20 protein-coding genes are annotated in these 22980 nt (G+C 65.7%); 8 read left to right on the top strand and 12 right to left on the bottom strand.

Annotated elements, in window-relative coordinates:
• Positions 1 to 41: 41 nt before the first annotated feature.
• The 3 genes from CBI38_RS30290 to CBI38_RS30300 form a co-directional block, all read right to left on the bottom strand.
• Positions 42 to 320 carry a hypothetical protein gene (locus tag CBI38_RS30290; protein ID WP_109335485.1) on the bottom strand — a complete coding sequence of 93 codons (279 nt, stop codon included), beginning with the start codon at positions 318 to 320 and terminating at the stop codon, positions 42 to 44.
• Positions 321 to 620: 300 nt separating this feature from the next.
• On the bottom strand, positions 621 to 968 hold the full coding sequence (locus CBI38_RS30295; RefSeq protein WP_109335486.1) for a DUF4193 domain-containing protein: 348 nt from the start codon (positions 966 to 968) through the stop codon (positions 621 to 623).
• Between the two features lie 49 nt (positions 969 to 1017).
• Positions 1018 to 2073, bottom strand: coding sequence for a YeiH family protein (locus CBI38_RS30300; RefSeq protein ID WP_109335487.1), 1056 nt, complete (start codon positions 2071 to 2073; stop codon positions 1018 to 1020).
• Positions 2074 to 2174: 101 nt separating this feature from the next.
• On the opposite strand from CBI38_RS30300, the gene CBI38_RS30305 reads away from it, so the two are divergent.
• Positions 2175 to 3080: a LysR family transcriptional regulator gene (locus CBI38_RS30305; protein ID WP_109334693.1), complete on the top strand. Its 906-nt coding sequence runs from the start codon at positions 2175 to 2177 to the stop codon at positions 3078 to 3080.
• Between the two features lie 10 nt (positions 3081 to 3090).
• Here the strand turns inward: CBI38_RS30305 and CBI38_RS30310 are convergent, their stop codons facing one another.
• From CBI38_RS30310 to CBI38_RS30320, 3 genes are all read right to left on the bottom strand, one after another.
• Entirely contained in the window at positions 3091 to 3822 is a 732-nt protein-coding gene (locus CBI38_RS30310) for a sulfite exporter TauE/SafE family protein (RefSeq protein WP_109334694.1), read from the bottom strand.
• 40 nt (positions 3823 to 3862) lie between these two features.
• Positions 3863 to 4891: a phosphotransacetylase gene (locus tag CBI38_RS30315; RefSeq protein WP_109334695.1), complete on the bottom strand. Its 1029-nt coding sequence runs from the start codon at positions 4889 to 4891 to the stop codon at positions 3863 to 3865.
• An 89-nt stretch (positions 4892 to 4980) separates the two neighbouring features.
• Positions 4981 to 6351, bottom strand: coding sequence for an aspartate aminotransferase family protein (locus CBI38_RS30320; protein ID WP_204164849.1), 1371 nt, complete (start codon positions 6349 to 6351; stop codon positions 4981 to 4983).
• A gap of 219 nt (positions 6352 to 6570) precedes the next feature.
• Here CBI38_RS30320 and ald point away from each other — a divergent pair, with 219 nt between their 5' ends.
• Together ald and pdxR are read left to right on the top strand one after the other, a co-directional pair.
• Complete coding sequence (gene ald, locus CBI38_RS30330; protein WP_109334698.1) at positions 6571 to 7692, top strand: alanine dehydrogenase; 1122 nt, start codon at positions 6571 to 6573, stop codon at positions 7690 to 7692.
• A 105-nt stretch (positions 7693 to 7797) separates the two neighbouring features.
• A complete protein-coding gene (gene pdxR / locus CBI38_RS30335) occupies positions 7798 to 9267 on the top strand; it encodes a MocR-like pyridoxine biosynthesis transcription factor PdxR (protein WP_109334699.1) in 1470 nt (489 codons plus the stop codon).
• A 20-nt stretch (positions 9268 to 9287) separates the two neighbouring features.
• Here pdxR and CBI38_RS30340 read toward each other — a convergent pair whose 3' ends face one another.
• Together CBI38_RS30340 and xsc are read right to left on the bottom strand one after the other, a co-directional pair.
• Positions 9288 to 10064, bottom strand: coding sequence for a sulfite exporter TauE/SafE family protein (locus CBI38_RS30340; protein ID WP_230990025.1), 777 nt, complete (start codon positions 10062 to 10064; stop codon positions 9288 to 9290).
• A 139-nt stretch (positions 10065 to 10203) separates the two neighbouring features.
• Positions 10204 to 12012: a sulfoacetaldehyde acetyltransferase gene (gene xsc, locus CBI38_RS30345; protein ID WP_109334701.1), complete on the bottom strand. Its 1809-nt coding sequence runs from the start codon at positions 12010 to 12012 to the stop codon at positions 10204 to 10206.
• A gap of 199 nt (positions 12013 to 12211) precedes the next feature.
• Here xsc and CBI38_RS30350 point away from each other — a divergent pair, with 199 nt between their 5' ends.
• The 4 genes from CBI38_RS30350 to CBI38_RS30365 are packed head-to-tail and all read left to right on the top strand — an operon-like array spanning position 12212 to position 16468.
• Complete coding sequence (locus tag CBI38_RS30350; protein ID WP_109334702.1) at positions 12212 to 13045, top strand: IclR family transcriptional regulator; 834 nt, start codon at positions 12212 to 12214, stop codon at positions 13043 to 13045.
• Positions 13046 to 13055: 10 nt separating this feature from the next.
• Positions 13056 to 14024 carry an AAA family ATPase gene (locus CBI38_RS30355; RefSeq protein WP_109334703.1) on the top strand — a complete coding sequence of 323 codons (969 nt, stop codon included), beginning with the start codon at positions 13056 to 13058 and terminating at the stop codon, positions 14022 to 14024.
• Between the two features lie 10 nt (positions 14025 to 14034).
• Positions 14035 to 15741 carry a cobaltochelatase CobT-related protein gene (locus CBI38_RS30360; protein WP_109334704.1) on the top strand — a complete coding sequence of 569 codons (1707 nt, stop codon included), beginning with the start codon at positions 14035 to 14037 and terminating at the stop codon, positions 15739 to 15741.
• 43 nt (positions 15742 to 15784) lie between these two features.
• On the top strand, positions 15785 to 16468 hold the full coding sequence (locus tag CBI38_RS30365) for a phosphonatase-like hydrolase (RefSeq protein ID WP_109334705.1): 684 nt from the start codon (positions 15785 to 15787) through the stop codon (positions 16466 to 16468).
• 23 nt (positions 16469 to 16491) lie between these two features.
• On the opposite strand, the gene pdxS is transcribed toward CBI38_RS30365, so the two are convergent.
• The 4 genes from pdxS to CBI38_RS30385 form a co-directional block, all read right to left on the bottom strand.
• Positions 16492 to 17382, bottom strand: a complete 891-nt coding sequence (pdxS, locus tag CBI38_RS30370) for a pyridoxal 5'-phosphate synthase lyase subunit PdxS (RefSeq protein ID WP_109334706.1) — start codon at positions 17380 to 17382, stop codon at positions 16492 to 16494.
• Positions 17379 to 18926 (bottom strand): amino acid permease, encoded by a 1548-nt coding sequence (locus CBI38_RS30375; RefSeq protein ID WP_109334707.1) that lies wholly within the window; start codon positions 18924 to 18926, stop codon positions 17379 to 17381. Before CBI38_RS30375 ends, pdxS begins: the two co-directional genes overlap by 4 nt.
• A 201-nt stretch (positions 18927 to 19127) precedes the next feature.
• Positions 19128 to 20294, bottom strand: coding sequence for a glutamate--cysteine ligase 2 (locus tag CBI38_RS30380; RefSeq protein ID WP_109334708.1), 1167 nt, complete (start codon positions 20292 to 20294; stop codon positions 19128 to 19130).
• A gap of 82 nt (positions 20295 to 20376) precedes the next feature.
• On the bottom strand, positions 20377 to 21636 hold the full coding sequence (locus CBI38_RS30385; RefSeq protein WP_109334709.1) for a hypothetical protein: 1260 nt from the start codon (positions 21634 to 21636) through the stop codon (positions 20377 to 20379).
• A 280-nt stretch (positions 21637 to 21916) separates the two neighbouring features.
• On the opposite strand from CBI38_RS30385, the gene CBI38_RS30390 reads away from it, so the two are divergent.
• Positions 21917 to 22843, top strand: a complete 927-nt coding sequence (locus CBI38_RS30390) for a hypothetical protein (protein ID WP_109334710.1) — start codon at positions 21917 to 21919, stop codon at positions 22841 to 22843.
• Positions 22844 to 22980 lie beyond the last annotated feature (137 nt).

Genomic DNA, 22980 nt, shown 5'->3' on the forward strand with positions numbered 1-22980 from the left:
CGCACCTCCTCATCCACAGCGGTACGGCCGGATCGCGGCGCTCATTCGATCGCGCCGAGTACAGCCCCGTCGCGGGGCACCAATTCGAACCAGGCGCTGGTGCCGCCGCGGATATGCGGCTCCGGGTAGCACAGGGCCAGCGACTGCTCCTCGAACGCGGTGAACCATTCGTCCCAGGACAGACGCTCCAGCCCGGTAACGGTCCCGAGGAAGTCGATCCGCAACTGGCCCGCACTGTCCCGCGCAGGAGCCCCGTGATGCGCCTGAACCCACCGGCGAATCTCGTCGTGATCGGTGGTGATGTGCGGTGCGATGGTCATCGCGCTCGTCCTCCTCGCGTCCTGCCTGCGTCTCGCCCCCTGCCTACAGGCGTTGCCGTCGGCGCGGTGAAACGAAACGTCGAAGCCGGGAATGTTCCGGGGCTCGAACGCCGCGCCGACGGTGACCGCCGACCGCACCCACGGTGAGCTGGGCTTTTCGCGGTGCCGCCCTCGTCTTCTCGGGGACGGCAGAATCCGATCATAACGACCTTTCATCCCCACTGCCCAGGGCAAAAGGTCACCAGCGCGCACGCTCGGCCGAGACCGCTGTTCCGGGTCCACTGCGGTCGGATAGATCGATCAGTTGGCGCAGTCGCGGCAGATCATCCGACTGTCGGTGCGCTCGGCCAACCGGCTACGGTGATGGACGAGGAAGCAACTGGTGCAGGTGAACTCGTCACTTCGCTTCGGTACCACCTTGACCATGAGCTCTTCACTGGACAGGTCGGCGCCCGGCAGCTCGAACGACTCCATGACATCTGCATCATCGAGGTCGATGTCGACGTCGGGGGATCGGGGTTCTTTCCTGGTTTCGAGCTGATGGAGCGACTCTTCGACAAGATCATCCGGACCACTCAGTCTGGGTGCGCCGTGCGTCTGTGACGGGCGGTGAGTTCGACGATGTGGTGGCCCAGCTTCCCGACGAATAAGCGGATCTCCTCGGTACCGGACCCGTTCAGCACTGATGCCGCGGTAGTCACCCCACCAGAAGAACACCGACCAGCGCGATAGAGGCCACCCAGACGGTGGAGATGCCCGCGAGCACGAAGGGCCGCGCACCGACCTTCTTGATCGTGGCGATCTGGACGCCGGCGCCGAGGGCGAACATCGCGGCGGTGAGCAGGGCGGTCTGCACGATCTTGGCTTCTGCGAGCAGGGCGGAGGGCAGCACGCCGGACGACCGCAGGCCGACGCAGGCGAGGAACGCGAGCACGAAGAGCGGGACGAGCGGGGGCCGCTTCACGTCGGCGTCGGTGCCGGCGAGCTTGCGCTGGCGCACGCTGAGGACGGCCATGACCGGGGCGAGCATGAGGACTCGCGCGAGTTTGACCACCGCGGCGACGCCGAGGGCAGCACCGCCGATCGCGCCGCCCGCGGCGACGACCTGCGCAACCTCGTGGATGGAGCCGCCCGCCCACAGGCCGGCGTCGGTGTCGGAGAGTCCCAGCGCCCGCGACAGCAGCGGAATCGCGGGGATCATGAGCGTGCCGAAGATGACGACGAGCGCGACTGCGGTGATCACCTCTTCCTCGTCGGCGTCGACGACTCCGTCGACCGCTGCCACGGCGGCCGCACCGCAGATCGAGAATCCGCAGGCGATGAGCAGACGCTGGGTCCAGCTGAGGCCGAGTACCTTGCCCGCGAACATCGTTCCCACGATGCCGAGACAGACGATCGAGACGACCACGACGATGACGCCCCAGCCCAGTCCGAGGATGTCGCTCAGCATCAACTGGAGTCCGAGGAGCGCGATACCCACCCGCAACAATTTCTTGGCGGAGAACTGCAGTCCCGGCCGCAGGCGTTCGGGCAGATGCACGACGTTCGACAGAACGGCGCCGAGAACGATGGCGATGAGCAGCGGGCTCACCGTCGGAAGGAACCGGCCGACACCCATGGCGATGGCGGTCGCGACGGCGCACAGCGCCAGACCCGGCAGGAGGGTGGCCGTGGCGCTGTGCAGTCGCGGCAGCGCGGCGGGGCTCGGGGCGCGCTGTTCCTCGGACTTCGATTCCCTCAGCTGACTACTCATACGTCTACGGTCGATCAGAATCGACATCTGCGGTAGCCGTCAGTTCGGCATGGGCACATATCAAAGAGATATGTCTTGCGCGCAGGCCATATACTGAATGCATGTCCCGCAAATGGCCCGACTTCGCCGTGCTCGAGTTACTCGTCGGCGTCGACGACCATGGAAGTCTCGGCGCCGCCAGTAGACTCGCTGGAATGGCCCAGCCGAACGCGAGCCGCGCCGTGAAACAACTCGAGCGGCAGTTCGGCATGACACTGCTGCAGCGCAGTCCGACTGGCTCCACGCTGACACCTCAAGGCACGGTGATCGCGCACTGGGCTCGCCGGGTTCTCTCCGATACCCGCCGACTGCTCGATGTGGCGGACGGATTGCGCGCCGAACGCACCGCCGAACTGACGGTCGCAGCCAGCATGACGGTGGCAGAGCACTTGATGCCGGCCTGGCTGGGCCAGTTCCGCAGCCTGTACCCGGACGTCACCATCCATCTGCAGGTGCATAACTCGACGCAGGTGTTCGACCGGGTAGCCGGCCGGACGTGCGACGTCGGGTTCGTCGAATCCCCCTCGGTACCGAGACCCCTGAAAAGCCTCACGGTGGCGCGTGACCGGTTGGTGGTCGTCGTTCACCCCACCCATCCGTGGGCGCGCAGGCGTAAAGCACTGTCCGTAGCCGAGTTGGCCATGACGCCCCTACTTGCCCGTGAACCGGGCTCGGGTACTCGCACCACGCTCGATGTGGCGTTGCAGGAATACGACAGGGCGGCACCGCTCCTCGAACTCGGGAGCGCCGCCGCTATTCGAACCAGTGTGCTGGCCGGGGTCGGCCCCGCGGTGATGAGCACACTCGCAGTGGCGGAGCAGGTGGAGGCCGGCGAGCTGAAGGTGATCGACGTGGAGGGTCTCGACCTCGACCGCGTACTGCGCGCGGCGTGGCGCGGACCTCGTCAACTCGAGGGTCCCGCAGGGGAACTGGTGCGTCTGGTCCGCCGAGTCGGTACCGATCGCTGAGCTCGCCTGCCTATCCGACGGTGAGGGTCACCGCGCCTGCGGCGATGACCAGCACGATGACGGCAGAGCGGAACACGCCCGGCGACAATCGCCGGGCAATCGCCAGTCCGATCAGGTTGCCCATCAGGGCCGCGAGCACGAATACCGGAAGGCGTGGCCAGATCATCGACTCCGTTACCTCGTCGCGAAACCAGAGAATTGCCAACGCAATGACATTGGCGACGATGAAGTAGCCCGCGAGATCAGCGATGAAGGACAGTGGCGGCAGCCGCGCCCGCATGAGCAGCAGCACGGGGGGTGGTCCGTTGAGAGATGTGGTTGTTCCGAGGTATCCGCCGACGGCACCGGTGAGCGCCAGCGCCGGGGTCGACGGCGTCCGTGGTGTCTCCGTCCGCACTGGAAGAGCCATGGCGACTCCGCACATCATGACCAACGCTCCCGCAGCCGGTTTCAAGAATTGCTCCGGCAGCAAGCTCAGCGTCACGGCACCCAACCAGGCCCCCGGCAGGCTGCCGGCTCCCAGCAACGCAACTCTGCCCCAATTGATCTGGCTCCGCAGCTGATATGCCGCGCTGAGGCGGGTGACCAGTCCCGCGACGAGGTTCACGAACACCACCTCGGCGACGTCGAATCCGGCCATCAACATGACCGGGGTAGCGATGAGGGCCGTTCCGAATCCGGTGGCGCCACCGATGACCGAGGCAATACCGATACAGAGGGCACCCAGTATCAGCATCGCCATGGTGAATCCCTTCGTTCGGAGGCCTCGGTGACGAGGTCGATCAGGTGGCCAGCGATTGGATCGCACTCACCAGAGACATCAACTCGATGTCGCTGCTGCTGCATCCGCGGGAAAGATCGTTCCACGGCGCCGACAGTCCCTGCAGAATCGGTCCCAGCGCTGTTGCGCCACCGAGCCGCTGCGCGATCTTGTATCCGATGTTCCCGGCGTCGAGATTCGGAAAGACCAGGACATTCGCGCGGCCGGCGACCCTCGAATCCGGAGCCTTCGACGCCGCGATTTCGACGACGAGGGCGGCATCGAACTGAAGATCTCCGTCGACGTGCAGGTCCGGGTCGCGCAACCGCACCCGCTGCACCGCCTCGCGGACCTTCTCCACCCGCGGGTGGCTGGCACTGCCCTGGGTGCTGAACGAGAGCATTGCCGCGACGGGCGGCTGCTCGGTGAGCTGGAAGTGAGTGGCGCTTGCGGCCAGGGCTATATTCACCAGTTCGTCGACGGTGGGGTCGGGCACGACGGCGCAGTCGGAGAACGTCAGCTGCCTGCCGTCCGGTAGCAGCATCAGGAACGAACTCGACAGGATGCTCGAGCCCGGTGCGAGACCGACAATGCGCAATCCGGCTCGCAGCACGTCGGACGTCGGCCTGCTCGCACCCGCGACGCAGGCATCGACCATTCCCGCGCGTAGTGCCGCCGCGGCGAGGCACACCGGGTCGGACAGCGCCGGCTCGATCCGATCAGGGTATTTGGCGAATCCCGATTCGACGGCGTCGCGGATCGCGGAGTCGGCGGCCGCCTCGGCGAGGTCGACGACGAGTTCCTCGGGCAGGGGGATACGCGCACCCTCGGCGATACGCCGGATGACGTCCCGCCGCCCGAACAGCCGGGGGGAGACGACGCATTTGTGGTGCAGATGGTGGGCCGCACGGATTGCGCGTTCGTCTTCTCCGTCCGCGAGACCGACGACGCGATCCGCCCCTCTCAGGGTGGTAATCCAGTGGTCGATCAGCGACGAATCCTGTAGTCGTGCAGCGTCAATGAGCGGTACAGCGGTGACGCTCGGGGCCATGGCCTCGCTCTCCCATCACTACGAATAGGGGTGGCGGTCGTCGAACTCGACGACCGCCACCCGCTGGAACTCGGGGAACGTATCGTTCCCTACGGCTGAATTGCCTTCTCGATGTCGGTGAGCATGCTGTCGATTCCGTGGAGCAGCTCCGAGAGCACCTCGTCGTCGGCAACGAGCGGTGGCGAAATCATCAGCATCGTGGCACCACGGTCGTCGCCGCGGAGAATGACCTTGGTGCGGGCGAACGCCTCCGGCAGCACCTTGCGCAACACCGTCAGCGACTCCTGCTCGGTGAACTCGCGGCCGCTGTCGCTGTCGGCCATCAGTTCGATCGCGTAGAAGAAGCCGGTGCCGCGCACGTCCTTGACACAGCGGTGCGCGTTCATCAGCGAGTCGAGTGCCGACCGCAACTTCGGGCCCCGCGCGGTGACGTTGCCCAGTACGTTCTCGTCGCGCATCGCGGTGATGTTGGCGACCGCCACCGCTGTCGACACCGGGTGTCCGCCCCACGTCGCGCCGTGCGTGAACACGCCGCCCTTGGGCGAGTCGTACAGCTCGCGAACCAGCTGCTCGCGGACGATCAGGCCACCGAGCGGGGCGTATCCGGAGGTGGAGCCCTTCGCGAACGTGATCATGTCGGGCACCACACCGGTGAGCCCGTGCCCGAACCAGTGTCCGAGGCGGCCGAACGAGCAGATCACCTCGTCCGAGACGAGCAGGATCCCGTGTTTGTCGCACAGCGCGCGCAGCGCGGGCCAGTACCCGTCCGGCGGGACGAGGGCGCCGCGCCCGTTCTGAACCGGCTCGGCGAACACGGCCGCGATGGTCTCGGCGCCCTCTTCCTCGATGACGGCTTCGATCGCAGCGATGCAGTCGAGCTCGTTCGCCGGGCCGCAGTCACCGAGGTAACCGAGGGTGTTGGGCACGGAGCGAACTCCGGGCAGCAGCGGTCCGAACGGATCTTTGATCTTGGGCAGCTGCGTCACCGAGAGCGCGCCGAGAGTGGTTCCGTGGTAGGCCATCTCGCGGCTGATGATCTTGGTTCGCTGGGGGTTGCCCTGGCTGCGGTGATACTGCCGGGCGAACTTGACGGCCGTCTCCACCGCCTCGGATCCCGAGTTGACGAAGAAGGTCGTCCCGAGATCACCGGGCGCCAGGTCGGCGATGAGCGCGGACGCCTCGATCGCGGGAATGTGGGCGCTGCCCCAGTTCGAGGCGTACGCCAGCGTCCCGATCTGCTCGCTCGCCGCCTTGGCGATGTCGTCACGGCCGTGACCGATGTTCACGCAGAACAGGCCTGCCAGACCGTCGAGGAAACGGTCCCCCTCAGTGTCGATCAGATAGCTGCCCTCGCCACGAACGAACACCGGGAAGTCGCTGTCCCAGGTGTCCTTGCGGGTGAAATGAGGTCCGAGGTGCCGGCGGGCCCGTGCTCGCAATTCGGTGACGTCCACGACCATCTCCTTCGTTGTCGAATGGCTGTGATCCACACCATACGGACGGCGCGGACCGCAGGTCAGGGCCAGAAGAGCGGTATTCGATGGGTCCAGACTGGTCCCGATAGCCGACGCAAAACTGGTCCTTCTGGTCCCATGCCAGAGTGATCCAGACTTCGTTATCGCCCCGGCACCACGACTTGTGGACGGAGCAGTGATCAGCCCAGCCAACGGAGGTCTCAGATGAGGATCGGTATCCCCAAGGAAGTCAAGAACCACGAGTACCGGGTAGCGGCCACTCCGGCCGGAGTGCACGAACTCGTCAGTCACGGACACGACGTGTTTGTGGAACGTGGTGCGGGAGAAGGATCGTCGATCGGAGACGACGCCTATGGCGCCGCGGGGGCAAAGATCCTCGACACGGCCGACGCCGTCTGGCAGAGCGCCGAACTGGTCCTCAAGGTCAAAGAGCCCATCGCGGAGGAATACCACCGGATGCGTTCGGACCTCACACTGTTCACCTACCTGCACCTCGCTGCAGGTGAAGAGTGCACCCGCGCCCTACTCTCCGCGGGAACCAATTCCGTTGCGTACGAGACCGTTCAACTTCCCGACGGGTCACTGCCCCTGCTGTTCCCGATGAGTGAGGTCGCCGGCCGGCTCGCGCCCCTCGTCGGTGCGCAGGCACTCATGCGGCCCGAGGGTGGCCGAGGCGTACTCATCGGCGGGGTGTCCGGGGTGCTGCCGGCCCGCGTCGTTGTCATCGGCGCCGGCGTGTCGGGTATGAACGCCGTCGCGGTCGCCGCCGGCACCTGGGCGGACGTCGTCCTGTTCGACAAGAACGTCGACAAGCTCCGCGCCGCCGATCGGATGTACCAGGGCCGGATCCGCACCCTCGCCGCCAACGCGTACTCCATCGAGCAGGAGGTCATGCAGGCCGACCTCGTCATCGGCGCCGTGCTCGTCCCCGGTGCGAAGGCCCCGAAGATCATCTCGAACTCGCTGGTCTCCCGGATGAAGCCAGGCAGCGTTCTCGTCGACATCGCCATCGACCAGGGCGGGTGCTTCGAAGATTCGCGTCCCACCACCCACGCAGACCCCACGTTCCGGGTCCACGACTCGGTGTTCTACTGCGTGGCGAACATGCCCGGAGCGGTGCCGCACACCTCCACGCATGCGCTGACCAACGTCACCCTGCCCTACACCTTGCAGATCGCCGAGAAGGGACTCGCCCGCGCCGCGCGGGAGAACGCCGCTCTCCGCGCGGGCGTCAGCACGGTCGCGGGGCGGCTCACCAACGATGCCGTCGGCGTCGCACTCGGAATCGAGTCGATCGACGTGGAAGAAGCGCTCGACCTCGTCTGATTCCACTCGCCGGCCCGGCATACTGAGGAGTGCTCACCCGAGAACTTCTCGGTGTGCCGGGCCGGCCTCGTCGTCAGCCCGCCATTGATGTACAGGAGGCGATGCGTGCCGAGAACACTGATCGAGGTCGACCGCACTTCCACCGAGCCGCTCTACCGCCAGGTTCGGCGGGCGATCGAGCACGGCATCGCCAACGGGCTCTTCGATCCACGTCACCGGCTTCCGAGCTCCCGCGAGCTTGCCGTCGACCTGGCGATTTCGCGAAACACGATCAATCTGGCCTATCAGGAGCTGATCGCGGAGGGTCTGGTCCAGAGCCATCAGCGGTCGGGCATGTTCGTGAATCCCGACATGATCGAGACCCTGGCATCCGACGCGCGCGCGACCATCCCACGCATCGACTGGTCCACCCGGATAAGGCGTTACGCCGATGTCGACGTTCCGCACATAGAGAAGAATCTCGACTGGCACAGCTATCCCTACCCCTTCCTGGCCGGCCAGATCGACATCCGGAGCTTCCCCGCCCGCGCCTGGGTGCGCTGCCTACGTGACGCGCTGTATCAACCGCACGCCTACGCGAGCCTTCAGGACAGCGTCGGAGCGGACGACCCGATGCTCATCGACATGATCCGCCAGCACCTGCTGCCGTCCCGCGGAATCGAGGCGAGTGCGGACGAAGTACTCATCACCGTCGGATCACAGCAAGGCCTGGACCTCGTCGGACGGGTACTGCTCGGTCCGGAACACCGCGTGGCCATCGAGAACCCGGGCTATCTCGATGCCCGGCACATCTTCCTGCGCACCGGCGCCCAGGTGTACGGCATCGACGTCGACGAGCGGGGCCTGCGCCCACCGGACACTCTGCGTGGCACCGATCTGATGTACCTGACGCCCAGTCACCATCATCCGACCAACGCCACTCTCGGAATCGACCGGCGTCAGCACCTGCTACAACTCGCCGCCGAATCCGGCACCGTCATCGTCGAGGACGACTACGACAGCGAATTCCGCTACCACGGCAGTCCCAGCCCGGCACTCAAGGCGCTCGACTCCAGCGGCGACGCCGTGTATCTCGGCACCTTCTCGAAGTTCCTGGCACCCGGACTGCGCCTCGGTTACCTCGTCGGGCCCGCCGACCTGGTCCGCGAACTGCGCAATGCCCGCCGGTACGTGCTGCGCCACCCACCCGGCCATCAGCAGCGCGCCCTGGCGATGCTGATCGACAGCGGTGAGTACCACCGCGCACTACGACACCACCGCAGCCAGATGAAGCACAAATGGGAACGCCTCTGCGAAGCCGTCGACAAGTACCTTCCCTGGCCGCAGGAGTCGTATCCGCCCGGTGGCGTCAGCCTGTGGATGACCGGGCCCGAGAACCTCGATTGCCGGGTCCTGGTGCGCGAGGCGGAAGCCCGCGGGGTTCTCATCGAACGGGGTGACATCTTCTACACACAGCCCGTGCCGCCGCGCAACAACTTTCGAATCGGCTACGGAGCGATTCCTCTGCGCTCAATCGAAGAAGGTATCGCGCTCCTCGGCCAGGCGTGCCAGGCGAGTTTCCGCCACTCCCGGTAACTGCGGCGGCGAAAATCGCTTCAGGGCAACGCCACCTGCACGAGGACGGCGGCGCCGAGGAAGCCGAGTAGCCACAGCACCCGCTGGCGGACCTGCTGGGCGGTGGTGCGGTCGAACAACCGTTTTCCCGCGGCGGCGCCGAACATGCATAGCGGCGTGAACAAGGCGATCTGCGCCAGGACGGGAACCGTGAGGAGACCACCGGCAGCCGACCCGGCGGCGCCGAACGCGTCGATGACGAGGAAGAACACGACGAGCGAGGCACGCCCGGCGGCGACGTGGGAGGACGCGGAGAAGTACATCAGGACGGCGGGTGGACCACCGAGGGCGAAGCCGCCGTTGAGGAGGCCGGAGGCCACTCCCGTTACAGTGGTCGCACCGGGGCCGGGCAGTGACTGGCGGTCGGGGACGGCGGCCATCGCGACGGCGGAGCCGATGATCGCCACACCCAGCAGCACCCGCACCAGGTCACCGGACAGCTGCGTGAGCGCCCACATCCCGAGCGGCATGCCGATCAGGGTGCCGGCGAACAACCAGCGCAACGACTTCCAGTGCACCTGCCGCCACACCTGAGGAAGCATCGCGGCGCTCGCGACGACCTCGAGGACGAACACGGTGGGGATCACCGACGTCGGCGGGAGCAGGACGACGAGTCCCGCCACCCACACCATCGCACCACCGAAGCCGCCGAAACCGCGGACGACGCCGCCGGCCACCACGATGCCGAGCGCAAGGATGAGGGCGGGCAGCGACAGATCCCACACCGTTGCCGCCATACCCTGTAGCACCGCTTCCATTCGCCGTTGTCTCCGTCGCAAGTGTGGGGGTCGCGGCGGCGAAGCGACAGATCCAGACGGCACCCGATCGTCGGTACCAGAAAAGCACGGGACGTAGCCCCCGACGTCGGGCCGGGGGCTACGTGGTGGGAAAAGCGGACTACACGTAGTCCTTGTACTTGTCGAGCAGGCGAACCGGCTTCGACAGCGCGTCGCGGCGGAAGGGGTCGCCGAGTTCGCGGGTGCACATGATCTCGATGACCGTCGTCTTGCCCTCGTTCATCTGTGCGGCGACCGCGCGCTGCAGTGCGGGACCGACCTCTTCGAGCTTGTCGACGACGATGCCTTCGGCGCCCATCGCCTGTGCGATCCCGGCGAAAGATTCGCTCTCGAGCTCACCGGCAACGAAGCGGCGGTTGTAGAAGTCGACCTGGTTCTTCTTCTCCGCACCCCACTGCCGGTTGTGGAATACGACGGCGGTGACCGGGATGTCGTGCCGGACCGCGGTCATGACCTCGCCCAGGCTCATCCCCCAGGCGCCGTCGCCTGCGTAGGCGATGGCGGGCCGTTCCGGTGCCGCCGCCTTCGCGCCGATGATGGTGGGCAACGCGTATCCGCAGTTACCGAAGCTCATCGGAGCCAGGAAGCTGCGCGGCTTCTCGAACCGGAGGTAGCTGTTGGCGACGGAGTTGATGTTGCCGATGTCGGTGGAGACCATCACGTCTTCCGGCATCGCCTTCTCCAGCTCACGCAGCACCTGGCGGGGGTGCAGCCAATTGCCCTCCTCGCCTTCCTGTTCGGCGATCATGTCGAGGCTGAACGGATCGCGCTCATGCGTCCACTCGTCGAGTTCCTTCTCCCACGCGGCTTTCTCGGCGTCGATCTTCTCGCTGCGTGCCGCCCGATTGGCGTCGCACGCGAGGGCCTTACCCTCGAGGCGTTCGGTGAGTGCGACGGCGGCAGCCTTCGCGTCGCCGCAGATTCCGACCGACACCTTCTTGACCAGGCCGAGCATCTTGTGGTCCGCATCGATCTGGATGATCTTCGCGTTCTTGGGCCAGTAGTCCATGCCGTGCTGCGGGAGCGTGCCGAAGGGGCCGAGACGGGTGCCGAGGGCGAGCACCACGTCGGCCTGGCTGATCAGCTTCATCGCGGCCTTGGAACCCTGGTAGCCCAGCGGTCCGGTCCACAGCGGGTGGCTGGCGGGGAACGAGTCGTTGTGCAGGTAGCTGTTGACGACGGGGGCGCCGAGACGCTCGGCGAGTGCCTTGCACTCCTCGACGCCGTCGGCCATCACCACGCCGCCACCGGACACGATCACCGGGAATTCAGCCTGGGCGAGCAGTTCTGCAGCCTCGTTCAGGCTCTTTTCGCCGCCGGGACCGCGGTCGAGCCGGGTGGGCTGCGGGATCTCGGTCTCGATCTCACCGTAAAAGAAGTCGCGCGGAATGTTGAGTTGCGTCGGACCCATCTCGGACATCGCGCGGTCGAAACAGCGGCCGGTAAATTCGGCCATGCGCTTCGGGTTGTTGACGTGGCCCTGGTACTTGGTGAACTCCTGGAACATCGGCAGCTGGTTAGCTTCCTGGAAGCCGCCCAGGCCCGTGCCCATGGTGCCGGCCTCGGGGGTGACGATGACGACGGGGCTATGTGCCCAGAATGCGGCAGCGATCGCCGTGACACAGTTGCTGATTCCCGGCCCGTTCTGGCCGATCACCATGCCGTGCCGCCCGCTGACCCGGGCGTATCCATCCGCCATGTGTCCCGCACCCTGCTCGTGCACCACCGGGACGAGCCGGATTCCGGCGGGCGCGAAGATGTCCATCGCATCCATGAAGGCCGAACCCATGATGCCGAACATGTCCGTCACACCGTTCGCGACCATGGTCTCGACGAACGCCTCCGACGGTGTCATCTTCTGTACACCGGAGACAGCGGTGCGATCGGCACCGTTCTTCTTCTTGCTCATGCGTGATCCTCCTTCAGGGGTGCGCCGGAAACGGCTGAGAATGTCAAAAATCGGAACGTTTCGTTCGTGATTTTGTGATGTGTTGGAACAGTAGGCCACGTCACACACTTCGTCAATGAATGTTCCTAAAACTGGAACGGGATGTATGATTTTTCGATACACGACGTGAAGGCGTCGCCGTCTGGGCCTAGGAGGAACCGTGGGTGAGATTCACCGGATCGACGAGTCGAACGGACACCCGACAACGGAGCTACCCGGGGACACGCCGACGCTCCGCCTGTTCGCGCTGCTCGAGATGATCGCGTCCAAGGACCAGCTGTTCACGTTGCAAGGGCTCGTCGAGGAGACGGGCATGGCCAAGCCGACCTTGCACCGGATGCTCCAGCAGCTCGAGGGCGCCGGACTCCTCACCCGGCAGAACAACGGCAGGCATTACGGCACCGGCGTGCGCCTGCGTCGCTTCGCCGAGAATCTGCTGCTCAACGACACCCACCACGGTGCGCGACACGCCATCCTCCGAAACCTGGTCGCGGAACTCGGCGAGAGCTGCAACGTGACCACTCTGTCGGGTAGCGAAGTGGTGTATCTCGATCGAGTGGAAACCTCTGAGCCCCTTCGGTTTACGCTCCATGCGGGTTCGCGGGTGCCCGCGCACTGCTCGGCCAGCGGCAAGATGATCCTGTCGCAGCTCAGCCCCGCCCAACGCCGGCGACTCCTCGGGCGGATGCCGCTCGAGCGCTACACCAACAAAACCGTCACCGATATCGAGCTCATCGAGACCGAACTCAAGCAGGTCCGCCGCGACGGCTACGCCATCGACGACGAAGAGTTCCTCCCCGGACTCGTCTGCGCCGCGGTGCTCGTCCCCTGCGCCACAGGCAATTCCAATCTCTGCATTGCGGTCCAGGCCCCGGTCATGCGACTCACCCCCGACAAGGCGCTCAAGCTCCTTCCTGCGTTGCGGCGGGCGGCCGACGCCATCGGCGAGATCGAGAACGAGGTCACGGAAACCGAAGTGACAGACCTGAACTGAAGGAGGGCGCATGCCCGAAATGACCACTGCGGCCCCCAGCCACGTGGTGTCCGCGCGCGAGCTGTTCGGACTCCACACCGACCTGACGGTGCTTGCCTTCCACGAACCCGTCGACCACGTCCCCGACATCGACCCCGCGTACCGGTTCGATCACGCGGTGACGACCGCCCTGCTCGCCGGGTTCGACCGCAACCGCCGGGTGATGGTCCAGGGACTGCACGGCACCGGCAAGTCCACACACATCGAGCAGGTCGCGGCTCGGCTGAACTGGCCGTGCGTGCGGGTCAATCTCGACGGGCATCTCAGCCGGCTGGACCTGATCGGCAAGGACGCGGTCGTCCTCCGGGAAGGCAAGCAGGTCACCGAATTCCAGGAAGGCATTCTGCCCTGGGCACTGCAGCGGCCTGTCGCGCTGATCCTCGACGAATACGACGCCGGCCGCCCCGATGTCATGTTCGTCATCCAGCGTCTCCTCGAACGCGACGGAAAACTGACCCTGCTCGATCAGAACCGGGTGCTGACTCCGCATCCGGCCTTCCGGTTATTCGCCACCGCCAACACCGTCGGCCTGGGCAATCTCAACGGGTTGTATCACGGTGTGCAGCGGCTCAATCACGCGCAGATCGATCGCTGGAACATCGTCGCGACGCTCGATCACCTGCCTGCGGAACAGGAGATCGAGATCGTGTCCGCACGGGTGCCGTCACTGAGCCGTGAGCTCATCGGGTCGATGGTCGCCGTGGCCAACCTGACCCGGAGCGGTTTTCGGGTCGGCGACCTGTCGACGCTGATGTCGCCGCGCACGGTGATCACCTGGGCCGAGAACATCGAGATCTTCCACGACCCGGCACTGGCATTCCGGTTGTCGTTCGTCAACAAGTGCGACGAGGCCGAGCGGCCCGTCGTCGCCGAGTACTTCCAGCGGTGCTTCGACTCGGAACTGGAGCGGTCGCCGATGCTCGCGACGAGCACGGCCTGAGCGGGCAGTCATGACAGAACTGTCCGTGCGCCCCACATCGGTCCGCCGTCAGCAGGAAATTCACGAACTCTGTGCCGCCGCGATCCGCGCCCTCGCGGGCCAGGGCGAACTGCACTTCCGCGGACCGGAACTCCACCGCGGACATCGGCGCGTACCGATGCCCGCCACACACCTGCACCCGTCGGTCGACGGCACCGACTTCACGTCCTTCCGCGGTGCGGCGGACGGCATGGCGTCGCGCCTCCTCCACACCGACCCCGTCCTGCATCGCAGCCTGTGCCCGGACGACACGGCGGGTCGGCTGATCTTCGAGATTCTGGAACAATTCCGCGTCGAGTCGCTGGCCGCCGACGCATGGAACGGCGTGCGCGCCAACCTCTCCCGCCGCTTCACGCAGTGGTCGCAGGACTACGTGACGTCCGGTCTGACCGAGACCGTGCATGGGATGTTGCTGTTCACGGTGACGCAGATGTGCCGGGCCCGGATCACCGCCGAACCGATACCCGAGGCCACCGAGGACCTGATCGAATCGACCCGGTTCGCTCTTGCCTCCGTTCTCGGCGACCACCTTCCATGGCTGCGTCGAACCCGGTTCTCGCAAAACGACTTCGGGATCCACGCGCAGGCCGTCGCCGAGCTGATCGGCCGTCACCTGGAGTCACCCACCGACACGGACGTCTCGGCCGACGACCGGAGCGACGGCCGGACAGCGTTCTCCTTCCTGTTCGACTTCGACCCCGAAGACGACGAGACCTTCCAGGCCGCGGTATCGGGACGTAGTCGCGCGCTGGGGGAGGACGGAGACGGATACCGCGTGTTCACCCGCGCCTACGACGAGACCCGGCAGATCGCGTCCCTCGTCCGGCCGGAGTTGCTCCAGGAGTACCGCCGGCGACTCGACCTCGTCATCGACCTGCAGCACCTCAACGTCCGGAAACTCGGACGCCAGCTGAAAGCCGTGCTCACGGAACCGGTCACCGACGGATGGGAAGGCGGCCGGGAAGAGGGATACCTCGACGGTCGCCGGCTCGCCCAGCTCGTCACCTCGCCCACCGAGCGCAGACTCTTCCGGGCCGAACGCACCGAGCCGCACACCGACACGACGGTGACCTTCCTCATCGACTGCTCCGGTTCGATGAAGGAGTTCGGCGAACCGGTCGCGGTCCTGGTCGACGTGTTCGCCCGGGCCCTCGAACTGGCCGACGCCCGGTGCGAGATCCTCGGCTTCACGACCGCTGCATGGAACGGGGGCCGAGCCCGCCGAGACTGGCTCCGGTCCGGCCGTCCGCACAACCCGGGACGGCTCAACGAAGTCCGGCAGCTGGTGTTCAAGGACGCCGAGACCTCCTGGCGCCGTGCGCGACCCGCGATCGCGGGATTGTTGAAGAACGATCTGTTCAAAGAGGGCGTCGACGGTGAGGCCGTCGACTGGGCGTGCTCCCGGTTGCGGGGCACCCAGGGCCGCAGGCTCCTGTTCGTGATCTCGGACGGAAGCCCCCTGGACGGCGCCACCGCGCTGGCCAACGACGAGTTCTACCTGGACCACCACCTGCAGGACGTGGTCGAGCGATACGAGGACGAGCGGGCCGTCGAGGTGTACGGACTCGGCGTCGGGCTGGACCTGAGCCCGTACTACGACCGCTGCCGAACGCTCGATCTGTCGTGCGGTACCAACAGCGACGTCATCGCCGACGTGCTGTCGATGATCGCCCACTGACAGCCATCACCTGCCAGTGGCTCAACAGTGAGGAGTCATACCCATGACCGAACACGGGGTTTCCCTGGTCACCTTGGATATTGCCGGAACGAGCGTCGATGAAGGCGGCGCCGTGTACGTCGCGTTACGCGCCACCGTCGAGAAGCACCTCGGCGAGCCGATTCCGGACGATCGGTTCGACCGGTGGAAGGGCACGGGCAAGCGGCAGGCCATCGAGGGACTGCTACGAGAGAGCGGCGTGCCGGCCGAGAAGAATGTCCTGGATGCCGTCGAATCCGGTTTCACCGCAATACTTCTGGCTGCATACCGCAAGACTCCGCCCACCGCACTGCCCGGGGTTCACGACGCCTTCGGTACGTTGCGGCAGCGCGGCATCAAGGTCGTTCTCCAGACCGGCTATTCACGCCAGATCGCGGAACCACTACTGGAGCAGGTCGGGTGGGAGATCGGGCGGGACATCGACGGGGTGATCACGAGCGATCAGGTGCGGATGAGCAGGCCGTCGCCGTATCTCATCTTCCGCGCCATGGAACTCGCCGGCGTGCAGAGCGTCGACGAGGTGCTGGTGGGTGGTGACACTCCGAACGATCTCCGGGCCGGGACGAACGCCGGGGCACGGTATGTCGTGGGTGTCCTGACCGGCGCGCACGACGCGGCGACTCTGAGCCTGGAGCCCCACACGCACATCCTGGACAGCGCTGCGGAGATCCCCGAACTGCTGGGCTGAACGACGACTGTGAGTTCGGTACGTCACCAACCGCGTTCGGCGAGGCGGTGCGGAACCGGGATGTCGTCGACGTTGATCCCGACCATCGCCTCACCCAGCCCACGCGAGACCTTCGCAAGCACGTCCGGGTCGTCGAAGAACGTGGTGGCCTTCACGATCGCCGCGGCCCGCTCCGCCGGATTACCCGACTTGAAGATCCCCGACCCGACGAACACACCCTCCGCGCCGAGCTGCATCATCATCGCCGCATCCGCCGGGGTCGCGATGCCACCGGCGGTGAACATGGTGACCGGCAACTTCCCCGCCTTCGCCACCTCGACCACCAGGTCATACGGCGCCTGCAGCTCCTTCGCCGCCACATACAGCTCGTCCTCGCTCAGCGACGTCAACCGGCGAATCTCCCCACCGATGGTCCGCATATGCGTGGTGGCATTCGACACGTCCCCGGTACCGGCCTCACCCTTCGACCGAATCATCGCCGCACCCTCGGTAATCCGCCGCAACGCCTCACCCAGATTCGTCGCACCACACACGAACGGGACGGTGAACTTCCACTTGTCGATGTGATTCGCATAGTCGGCCGGGGTCAGGACCTCGGACTCGTCGACATAATCGACCCCCAGGGACTGCAGGATCTGCGCCTCGACGAAGTGCCCGATCCGGGCCTTGGCCATCACCGGGATCGAGACCGCGGAGATGATGCCGTCGATCATGTCCGGATCACTCATCCGCGACACCCCACCCTGCGCGCGGATGTCCGCGGGCACCCGCTCGAGCGCCATCACCGCGACCGCGCCGGCGTCCTCGGCGATCTTCGCCTGATCGGGGGTGACGACGTCCATGATGACCCCACCCTTCAACATCTCGGCCATGCCCCGCTTGACGCGCGCAGTGCCGGTGGTGGATGCGCTCATGACTCTCCCCTCTGATGACGGTCGGTGTGTGGATCCTGTTGCGCCGCGGCCAGCAGTTCGAGGTCCGAGCCGCCCAGCGTTTCGATCGCCTCGATGCGCTTCTCGGCCTCCGCGACCGACTCGTCCTGCGAACCGATAGGGGGAGCACCGGACAGCGCGTCGTCGTCTGCTCCGCCTTTGCCGAGCCACCGCCGCACTTCGTAGGTGACCAGGATGGCGATGAGCGTCAGTCCGCTCATGAGGAACTGGGAGCGGGTTGTCGGCAGGAAGGCCATCGCGAGGATGACGGTGGCCATCAGGGCGATAGTCGCGTAACTCAGCCAGGGGAACAACCACATCCGGAGTTGCAGTGCGGCAGGGTCTTCACGCTCGAGTCTGCGCCGAAGCACCACCTGGGAGATAGCGATCAGGAGGTACACGAAGAGCGCGACGGCGCCGTACGAGTTGACGAGGAAGCTGAAGACGATGTCACCCCACACATAGGTGCAGGCAACCGAAACGTACCCGACGGTGGTGCCGAGCAGGATCGCCCGGCGAGGCACACCGTTGTGGGAGAGCTTGGTGAACAACTTCGGTGCGTCGCCGTTGCGGGTCAGCGCGAACAACATTCGCGATGTGGTGTACAGCGCGGAGTTCAGGCAGGAGAGCACCGCGGTGAGGACGATGAAGTTCATGATCGTGGCGACGCCGGGTATTCCGAGCACCTCGAGCACCGCGGCGTACGGGCTCACACCGACGCTTTCGGTGTTCCACGGCTGGATCGCGACGACGACGAGAATGGAGCCGACGTAGAACGTCACGATGCGCACCACGATCGACCGCATGGCATGGGCCACTGCCCGCTTCGGCTCCTCCGACTCCGCGGCCGCAATCGTCACGATCTCTGCGCCGGTATAGAAGGCGACGCAGGGGACGACCGCGGCGAGTACTGCGCCCCAGCCGAGCGGGGTGAATCCACCGTGGTCGACGAGGTTGCCGAGCCCCGGCGTCGAGTCGGGCCACAGCCCGGTGATCCAGAGGGCACCCATTCCGAGGAAGAGGACGATCGCTACGACCTTGATAGACGAGAACCAGTATTCGAATTCACCGTAGGAGCGGGCGGAGACCATGTTGGTGGCCGTCAGCAGCAGCATCAGTCCGAGGCTCAGCAGCCACAGCGGGATCATCGGCAGCCAGAGCTGCAGAATCCGGCCGCCGGCGACGGCCTCGACAGCAACAACGATGACGAAGAAGTACCAGTACATCCACCCCGTCGCGAACCCGGCGCGACGTCCGAGCGCCTGCCGGGCATAGACGTAGAACGACCCGACCACCGGCCTGGCTACCGCCATCTCCGCCAGCATCCGCATGATCAGCAACGTGATGATGCCTGCAATGAGGAAGGAGATGATCGCGGCCGGGCCCGCACCGCCGATGACGACACCGCTGCCGACGAAAAGACCGGCGCCGATCACGCCACCGAGGGCGATCAGGTTCATGTGCCGGCGTTTGAGCCCCTTGCCCAAACCGGAGCTGTCGGTGTGTTCAGGAACGGTACTGTCCACGTTTCCTCCAAATAGCGGCGGCGAAGTCCGCGCCACCCTGCCTGTCCTGCCGGTGAGCGGCGCGGATCGAACGCCCTGGTATGTGTGACTCACATCACCTTTGCGGGAGTCACCTCACATTACGACTCGGAGATACAGACCGCCCAGAACCAGATCTGAGGGAAGGAGAGGGACCAGGGGGCGCGGGGGACTCCCGCAGTTTCAGAGCGGCAGCGCATCGCCCGGTTCGGGGAGGCAACCTTCGAAGGTGCGGCGTGCGCATTCGGAGATCACCTCGGCAACATTGCCCCGGTGGGCAAGGGTCTGGCGTTGGCGGATAGCCCCGTTGCCCTGATCGAGCACCGACGCCAGCGACGTGGTCACCTGCCAGTACTCGCCGAGTTCCGCCAGAGCCGGCTTGACGTGTGCCAGAAGCTGGTACACCAGGCGGTGCGCGGGCATTCGGTGCGCGGTCACCGGATCGAGACCGTGCCCGGCGAGCCCGTCGCGGGCCGCCAACCAGCACGCCCCGCGCAGCACCTGCTGATCGATCGCCGGCGCCGACTCGCCGCGGTGAATCGCCTTGATCGCGGTCATGACCAACGCGTGCACCAGGGTGGTCAGGGTCATCGTCTCCTTGATGGTGGCGGGGACGTCACTGATCCGGATCTCGACAGTGGGGAGATGATTCGACACCCGCACATCCCAATAGACCATGCCGGTGTCGAGGATGGCGCCGGTCTCGAGCATCACTTGCACCGCGTCGTCGTAATGCTGCGCGGACTGGAAGTACGGTGGCGGTCCCGCGCTGGGCCACCGGCCGAACAGGACGTACCGCCAGCTCGCATAACCGGTGTCGAGGCCGCCGGCGATGGGGGAATTGGCGGTCAGCGCCAGCAGCGCCGGCAACCAGGGCCGCAGATGGTTGCTCACCTGCACCGCTTGCTCGCGGTCCTCGATGCCGACGTGCACGTGACAGCCACACATCACGCCCGTGGAGAGGGCGCCGAAGCGCTCGGCCATCTGCTGATACCTCGGTGTGTCGGTAATCGAATTCGAATTCGGTGGCGGGTCGTACATCGGCGTTCCGACTGCCAGGAGCTGGCATCCCGTGCGGGCAGCGGCGTCGGCGGTTACCGCGCGCGATTCACACAACTGATCGCGCAGATCGCGGATGTGGGTGCCGACCGACGTCGACGTTTCGATCTGGCAGCGACAGAACTCGCGCTGGAGGACGATGCCCAGCTCGTTCCCGGCCTCGCACACCTCGGTGTTGTACAGACTGGGTCGTCCGGTGTTCGGGTCGACGAGGACGAACTCCTCCTCCACCCCCAGAGTCGGACCCGCCGGGAGAAACGAGCTACTCGTCGGCACGGTGGTGGTTGCCATTTTCGTACCTCCAACCCACGAATACCACCAACTTTACGAGCATCCAGGCTGTTCCTGCGCGGGCCCGCTCAGTGCGCAACGATCAGCCGCGGCACCCGGGATTTCCGGGGAATGCCGGTACACCGAATCGGCATCCGACCTCGGTGACGGCGTGCAGGCGCTCGACCGGCTGCCGGACTTCCAGCGCCGGCAGAAGGCCGTCGAGCAGGAGTGCATTCTTCGTCTCAGGTGCCGTGGCCCGGGCATCGAGAGTTCCGCGAATTCGTGCGAAGTCGACGAGCTCGTCGTAGACCATCGACAGCGCCGCCTCTGTGGTCTGATCCTCAGGCGCGAGCCCGGCGAAATCCACACCGGTCTCGTACTCGTGACGGACTGCGTGCGGACCCTGGTCACACGTGGGTTTGTTCAGATCGATCCGGAACTCCGGCCGATCCGGCGATGGCGGACTGATCGTCCCGGCGTCGGTGCAGACATGATGCGAAATGCGGTCACCGAGTGCGTGAAGGTAGATGCCGATCCTCGCGTTCGAAGATTCGCTACCGATCCAGGAATCGAATTGCGACGATCGGACTTCCCCCGAAATGACTTGCTGGCCGGTCACGTTGGTGAATGGGATTGCGATCGGGGTCTCGAGGCTGTACACACCGTTGATCTGCACAGGCCGATCGTCTCCGTAACACCCTGTGCCGGTGGCATAGTCGCCGTCTGCGGACAGATTGGTGAAGCCTGCCGTGCACAGGGGAGTGCTACTACCCGGGCCTGCCATCGCCCAGCGCCGCACGTGCGTGAGCATGACCTCGTGTCGGGGATCACCGATATCGGGTCGCGAGCCGTCGGGTTCGGGATCGAGCGGTCCACGCATCGTCGGCAGGAAGTGGAACAGAAACCCACCGGTGGCGAAGTGGGTGCGCACGAGGCCGCCGATGTCCTTGGTGGTCCACGCGTCCGAGTCGGGGACGAGTCGGCCGTTGATGTCGCGCGGCGCGAAGGTGCCGAGGTCGGTCGCTTCGTCGTATGCCGCGATCCAATAGGCATCTCGCTCTGAGAAGCCGACGGTGCGGGCGATGATGTACGTGGAGTCGGCGTGCACGAGGCTGCGTCCACCGAGCGGTTGACGCAGGGTGTACCCGTAGCGCGCAAATGCCTCGAGGCCGCAGATCGGGCCGTTGGGGTCGTCGAGCGAACAGCTGGGTGGAAGAGGCGCGCAATTGTGTGGCGGTGCACCGTCCGGGCTATAGCAGATGTCTTCGGCGAAGCCATACGCCGAAGGTGGGGAGGCGATGAACGCGGCAGCGACCAGCGTCAGTGCCACGGTGGCCAATCTCCGAATGGAACCATTCATCGACAAGCACCTCTCCGGTCGCCCTGTGCTTCCACGTTAACACCGGAGCCGTGACCAGAACTCGATATCCGCGGAGTCATGTATGCGGCGGTCTCTGGGAGGCGGGACGTATTTGACTGTGTCGAAACGGTTTTACAACTTCGACTATCCAAACGCGTTCAGGGTGACGATTACTAACCCTCAGGTGACTGTTCACACCCGCCCATCTGCCGGACGCTGAGAACGTCAGAACGGAACCCTCAGAGGAAGAAGTCCCCTCGATCGAAAGGACATCACCACTGTGTCGCACAACCTCGGCACCACTGTCCCCGCCGCGCACGATCACGAGTTGGCGCGAACCGCCGCGCCCACCGTCGAATCCGGCCCGAAGCGAGTCCGCCACCACTGGACCCTCACCCGGACAGGCCTCTACCTTCTGCTCGCCGCCCTACCGCTACTGGCGATCTCGGCGCAGGTGTTCGGTGTCGTGCCGATGAACACCACCGGCGCGCTGGTGATCATTCCACTCGCGGCCGCCCTCGCGGTGTTGTGCGTATTTGCTCCGCACCCGATCGACCGCATCGTCGGCCATGGCCTCGGCTGGGGGATGTTCGCGTGTCTGGTCTACGACATCTTTCGCCTCGACACCGTGTACCTGCTCGACCTGTGGGGCGACTTCATTCCGAAAATGGGTACCTGGCTCCACTCGGGATCCGACACCCGGACCGGCGCAGTCGTCGGTTATCTCTGGCGTTACATCGGTGACGGAGGCGGAATCGGAATCGGTTTCTTTCTCATCGCCCTCGCCTTGGGCCTTCAGCACTTGTCACGCCGCACGGTCGTCCTCACCTCCGTCGCCTTTGCGGTGTTCCCGGTGTGGGCCGGCCTCATCGCCACGGTCGCCCTGTCGCCGGACGGGCAGCAAGCCATGTTTCCGCTCACGCCGACGACGCTCGCACTCTCATTGATCGGGCACCTGATCTTCGGGCTCGTACTCGGCCTCGGCTTCCTGCGGGCGCGGCACAGCGTCGGCCGGCACTGGCCCTGGTCGCCGCTCCTCCCGGCGGCGCGGAGAGCGGGTCGCCGGACCCATCCGTCCCATGGCCGACCTGCCTCACGCTTGCGGTCAGCGGTTCGGTTGCCGGCCCGTGCCAGGCGCCCGCGCAGTGCGGCGCTGATGCAGGCATGCGGTGAGTGCGGCGCGACTGCCCGTGACACCGACGGCTAGGACTTTCGATACGCCTGCGTGTTGGTCACGCAGGCGTATCGAACGGTCCCCGCCCTCTCGCGTACCTCCCAATTCCTCCTCACCTGGATCTGGACCCCAGAGGCGTGCCCGAACTGGCACTGTGCTCCCCTCCACAC

It is taken from the genome of Rhodococcus oxybenzonivorans, assembly GCF_003130705.1.
Lineage (GTDB): Bacteria > Actinomycetota > Actinomycetes > Mycobacteriales > Mycobacteriaceae > Rhodococcus_F > Rhodococcus_F oxybenzonivorans.

What these genes read in the sequence shown, in the direction of transcription:
- CBI38_RS30290 (WP_109335485.1), bottom strand. Translation starts at nt 320, where the DNA reads ATGACCATCGCACCGCACATCACCACCGATCACGACGAGATTCGCCGG.
- CBI38_RS30300 (WP_109335487.1), bottom strand. Translation starts at nt 2,073, where the DNA reads ATGAGTAGTCAGCTGAGGGAATCGAAGTCCGAGGAACAGCGCGCCCCG.
- CBI38_RS30305 (WP_109334693.1), top strand. Translation starts at nt 2,175, where the DNA reads ATGTCCCGCAAATGGCCCGACTTCGCCGTGCTCGAGTTACTCGTCGGC.
- CBI38_RS30310 (WP_109334694.1), bottom strand. Translation starts at nt 3,822, where the DNA reads ATGGCGATGCTGATACTGGGTGCCCTCTGTATCGGTATTGCCTCGGTC.
- CBI38_RS30315 (WP_109334695.1), bottom strand. Translation starts at nt 4,891, where the DNA reads ATGGCCCCGAGCGTCACCGCTGTACCGCTCATTGACGCTGCACGACTA.
- CBI38_RS30320 (WP_204164849.1), bottom strand. Translation starts at nt 6,351, where the DNA reads ATGGTCGTGGACGTCACCGAATTGCGAGCACGGGCCCGCCGGCACCTC.
- ald (WP_109334698.1), top strand. Translation starts at nt 6,571, where the DNA reads ATGAGGATCGGTATCCCCAAGGAAGTCAAGAACCACGAGTACCGGGTA.
- CBI38_RS30340 (WP_230990025.1), bottom strand. Translation starts at nt 10,064, where the DNA reads ATGGAAGCGGTGCTACAGGGTATGGCGGCAACGGTGTGGGATCTGTCG.
- xsc (WP_109334701.1), bottom strand. Translation starts at nt 12,012, where the DNA reads ATGAGCAAGAAGAAGAACGGTGCCGATCGCACCGCTGTCTCCGGTGTA.
- CBI38_RS30355 (WP_109334703.1), top strand. Translation starts at nt 13,056, where the DNA reads ATGCCCGAAATGACCACTGCGGCCCCCAGCCACGTGGTGTCCGCGCGC.
- CBI38_RS30360 (WP_109334704.1), top strand. Translation starts at nt 14,035, where the DNA reads ATGACAGAACTGTCCGTGCGCCCCACATCGGTCCGCCGTCAGCAGGAA.
- CBI38_RS30365 (WP_109334705.1), top strand. Translation starts at nt 15,785, where the DNA reads ATGACCGAACACGGGGTTTCCCTGGTCACCTTGGATATTGCCGGAACG.
- pdxS (WP_109334706.1), bottom strand. Translation starts at nt 17,382, where the DNA reads ATGAGCGCATCCACCACCGGCACTGCGCGCGTCAAGCGGGGCATGGCC.
- CBI38_RS30380 (WP_109334708.1), bottom strand. Translation starts at nt 20,294, where the DNA reads ATGGCAACCACCACCGTGCCGACGAGTAGCTCGTTTCTCCCGGCGGGT.
- CBI38_RS30385 (WP_109334709.1), bottom strand. Translation starts at nt 21,636, where the DNA reads ATGAATGGTTCCATTCGGAGATTGGCCACCGTGGCACTGACGCTGGTC.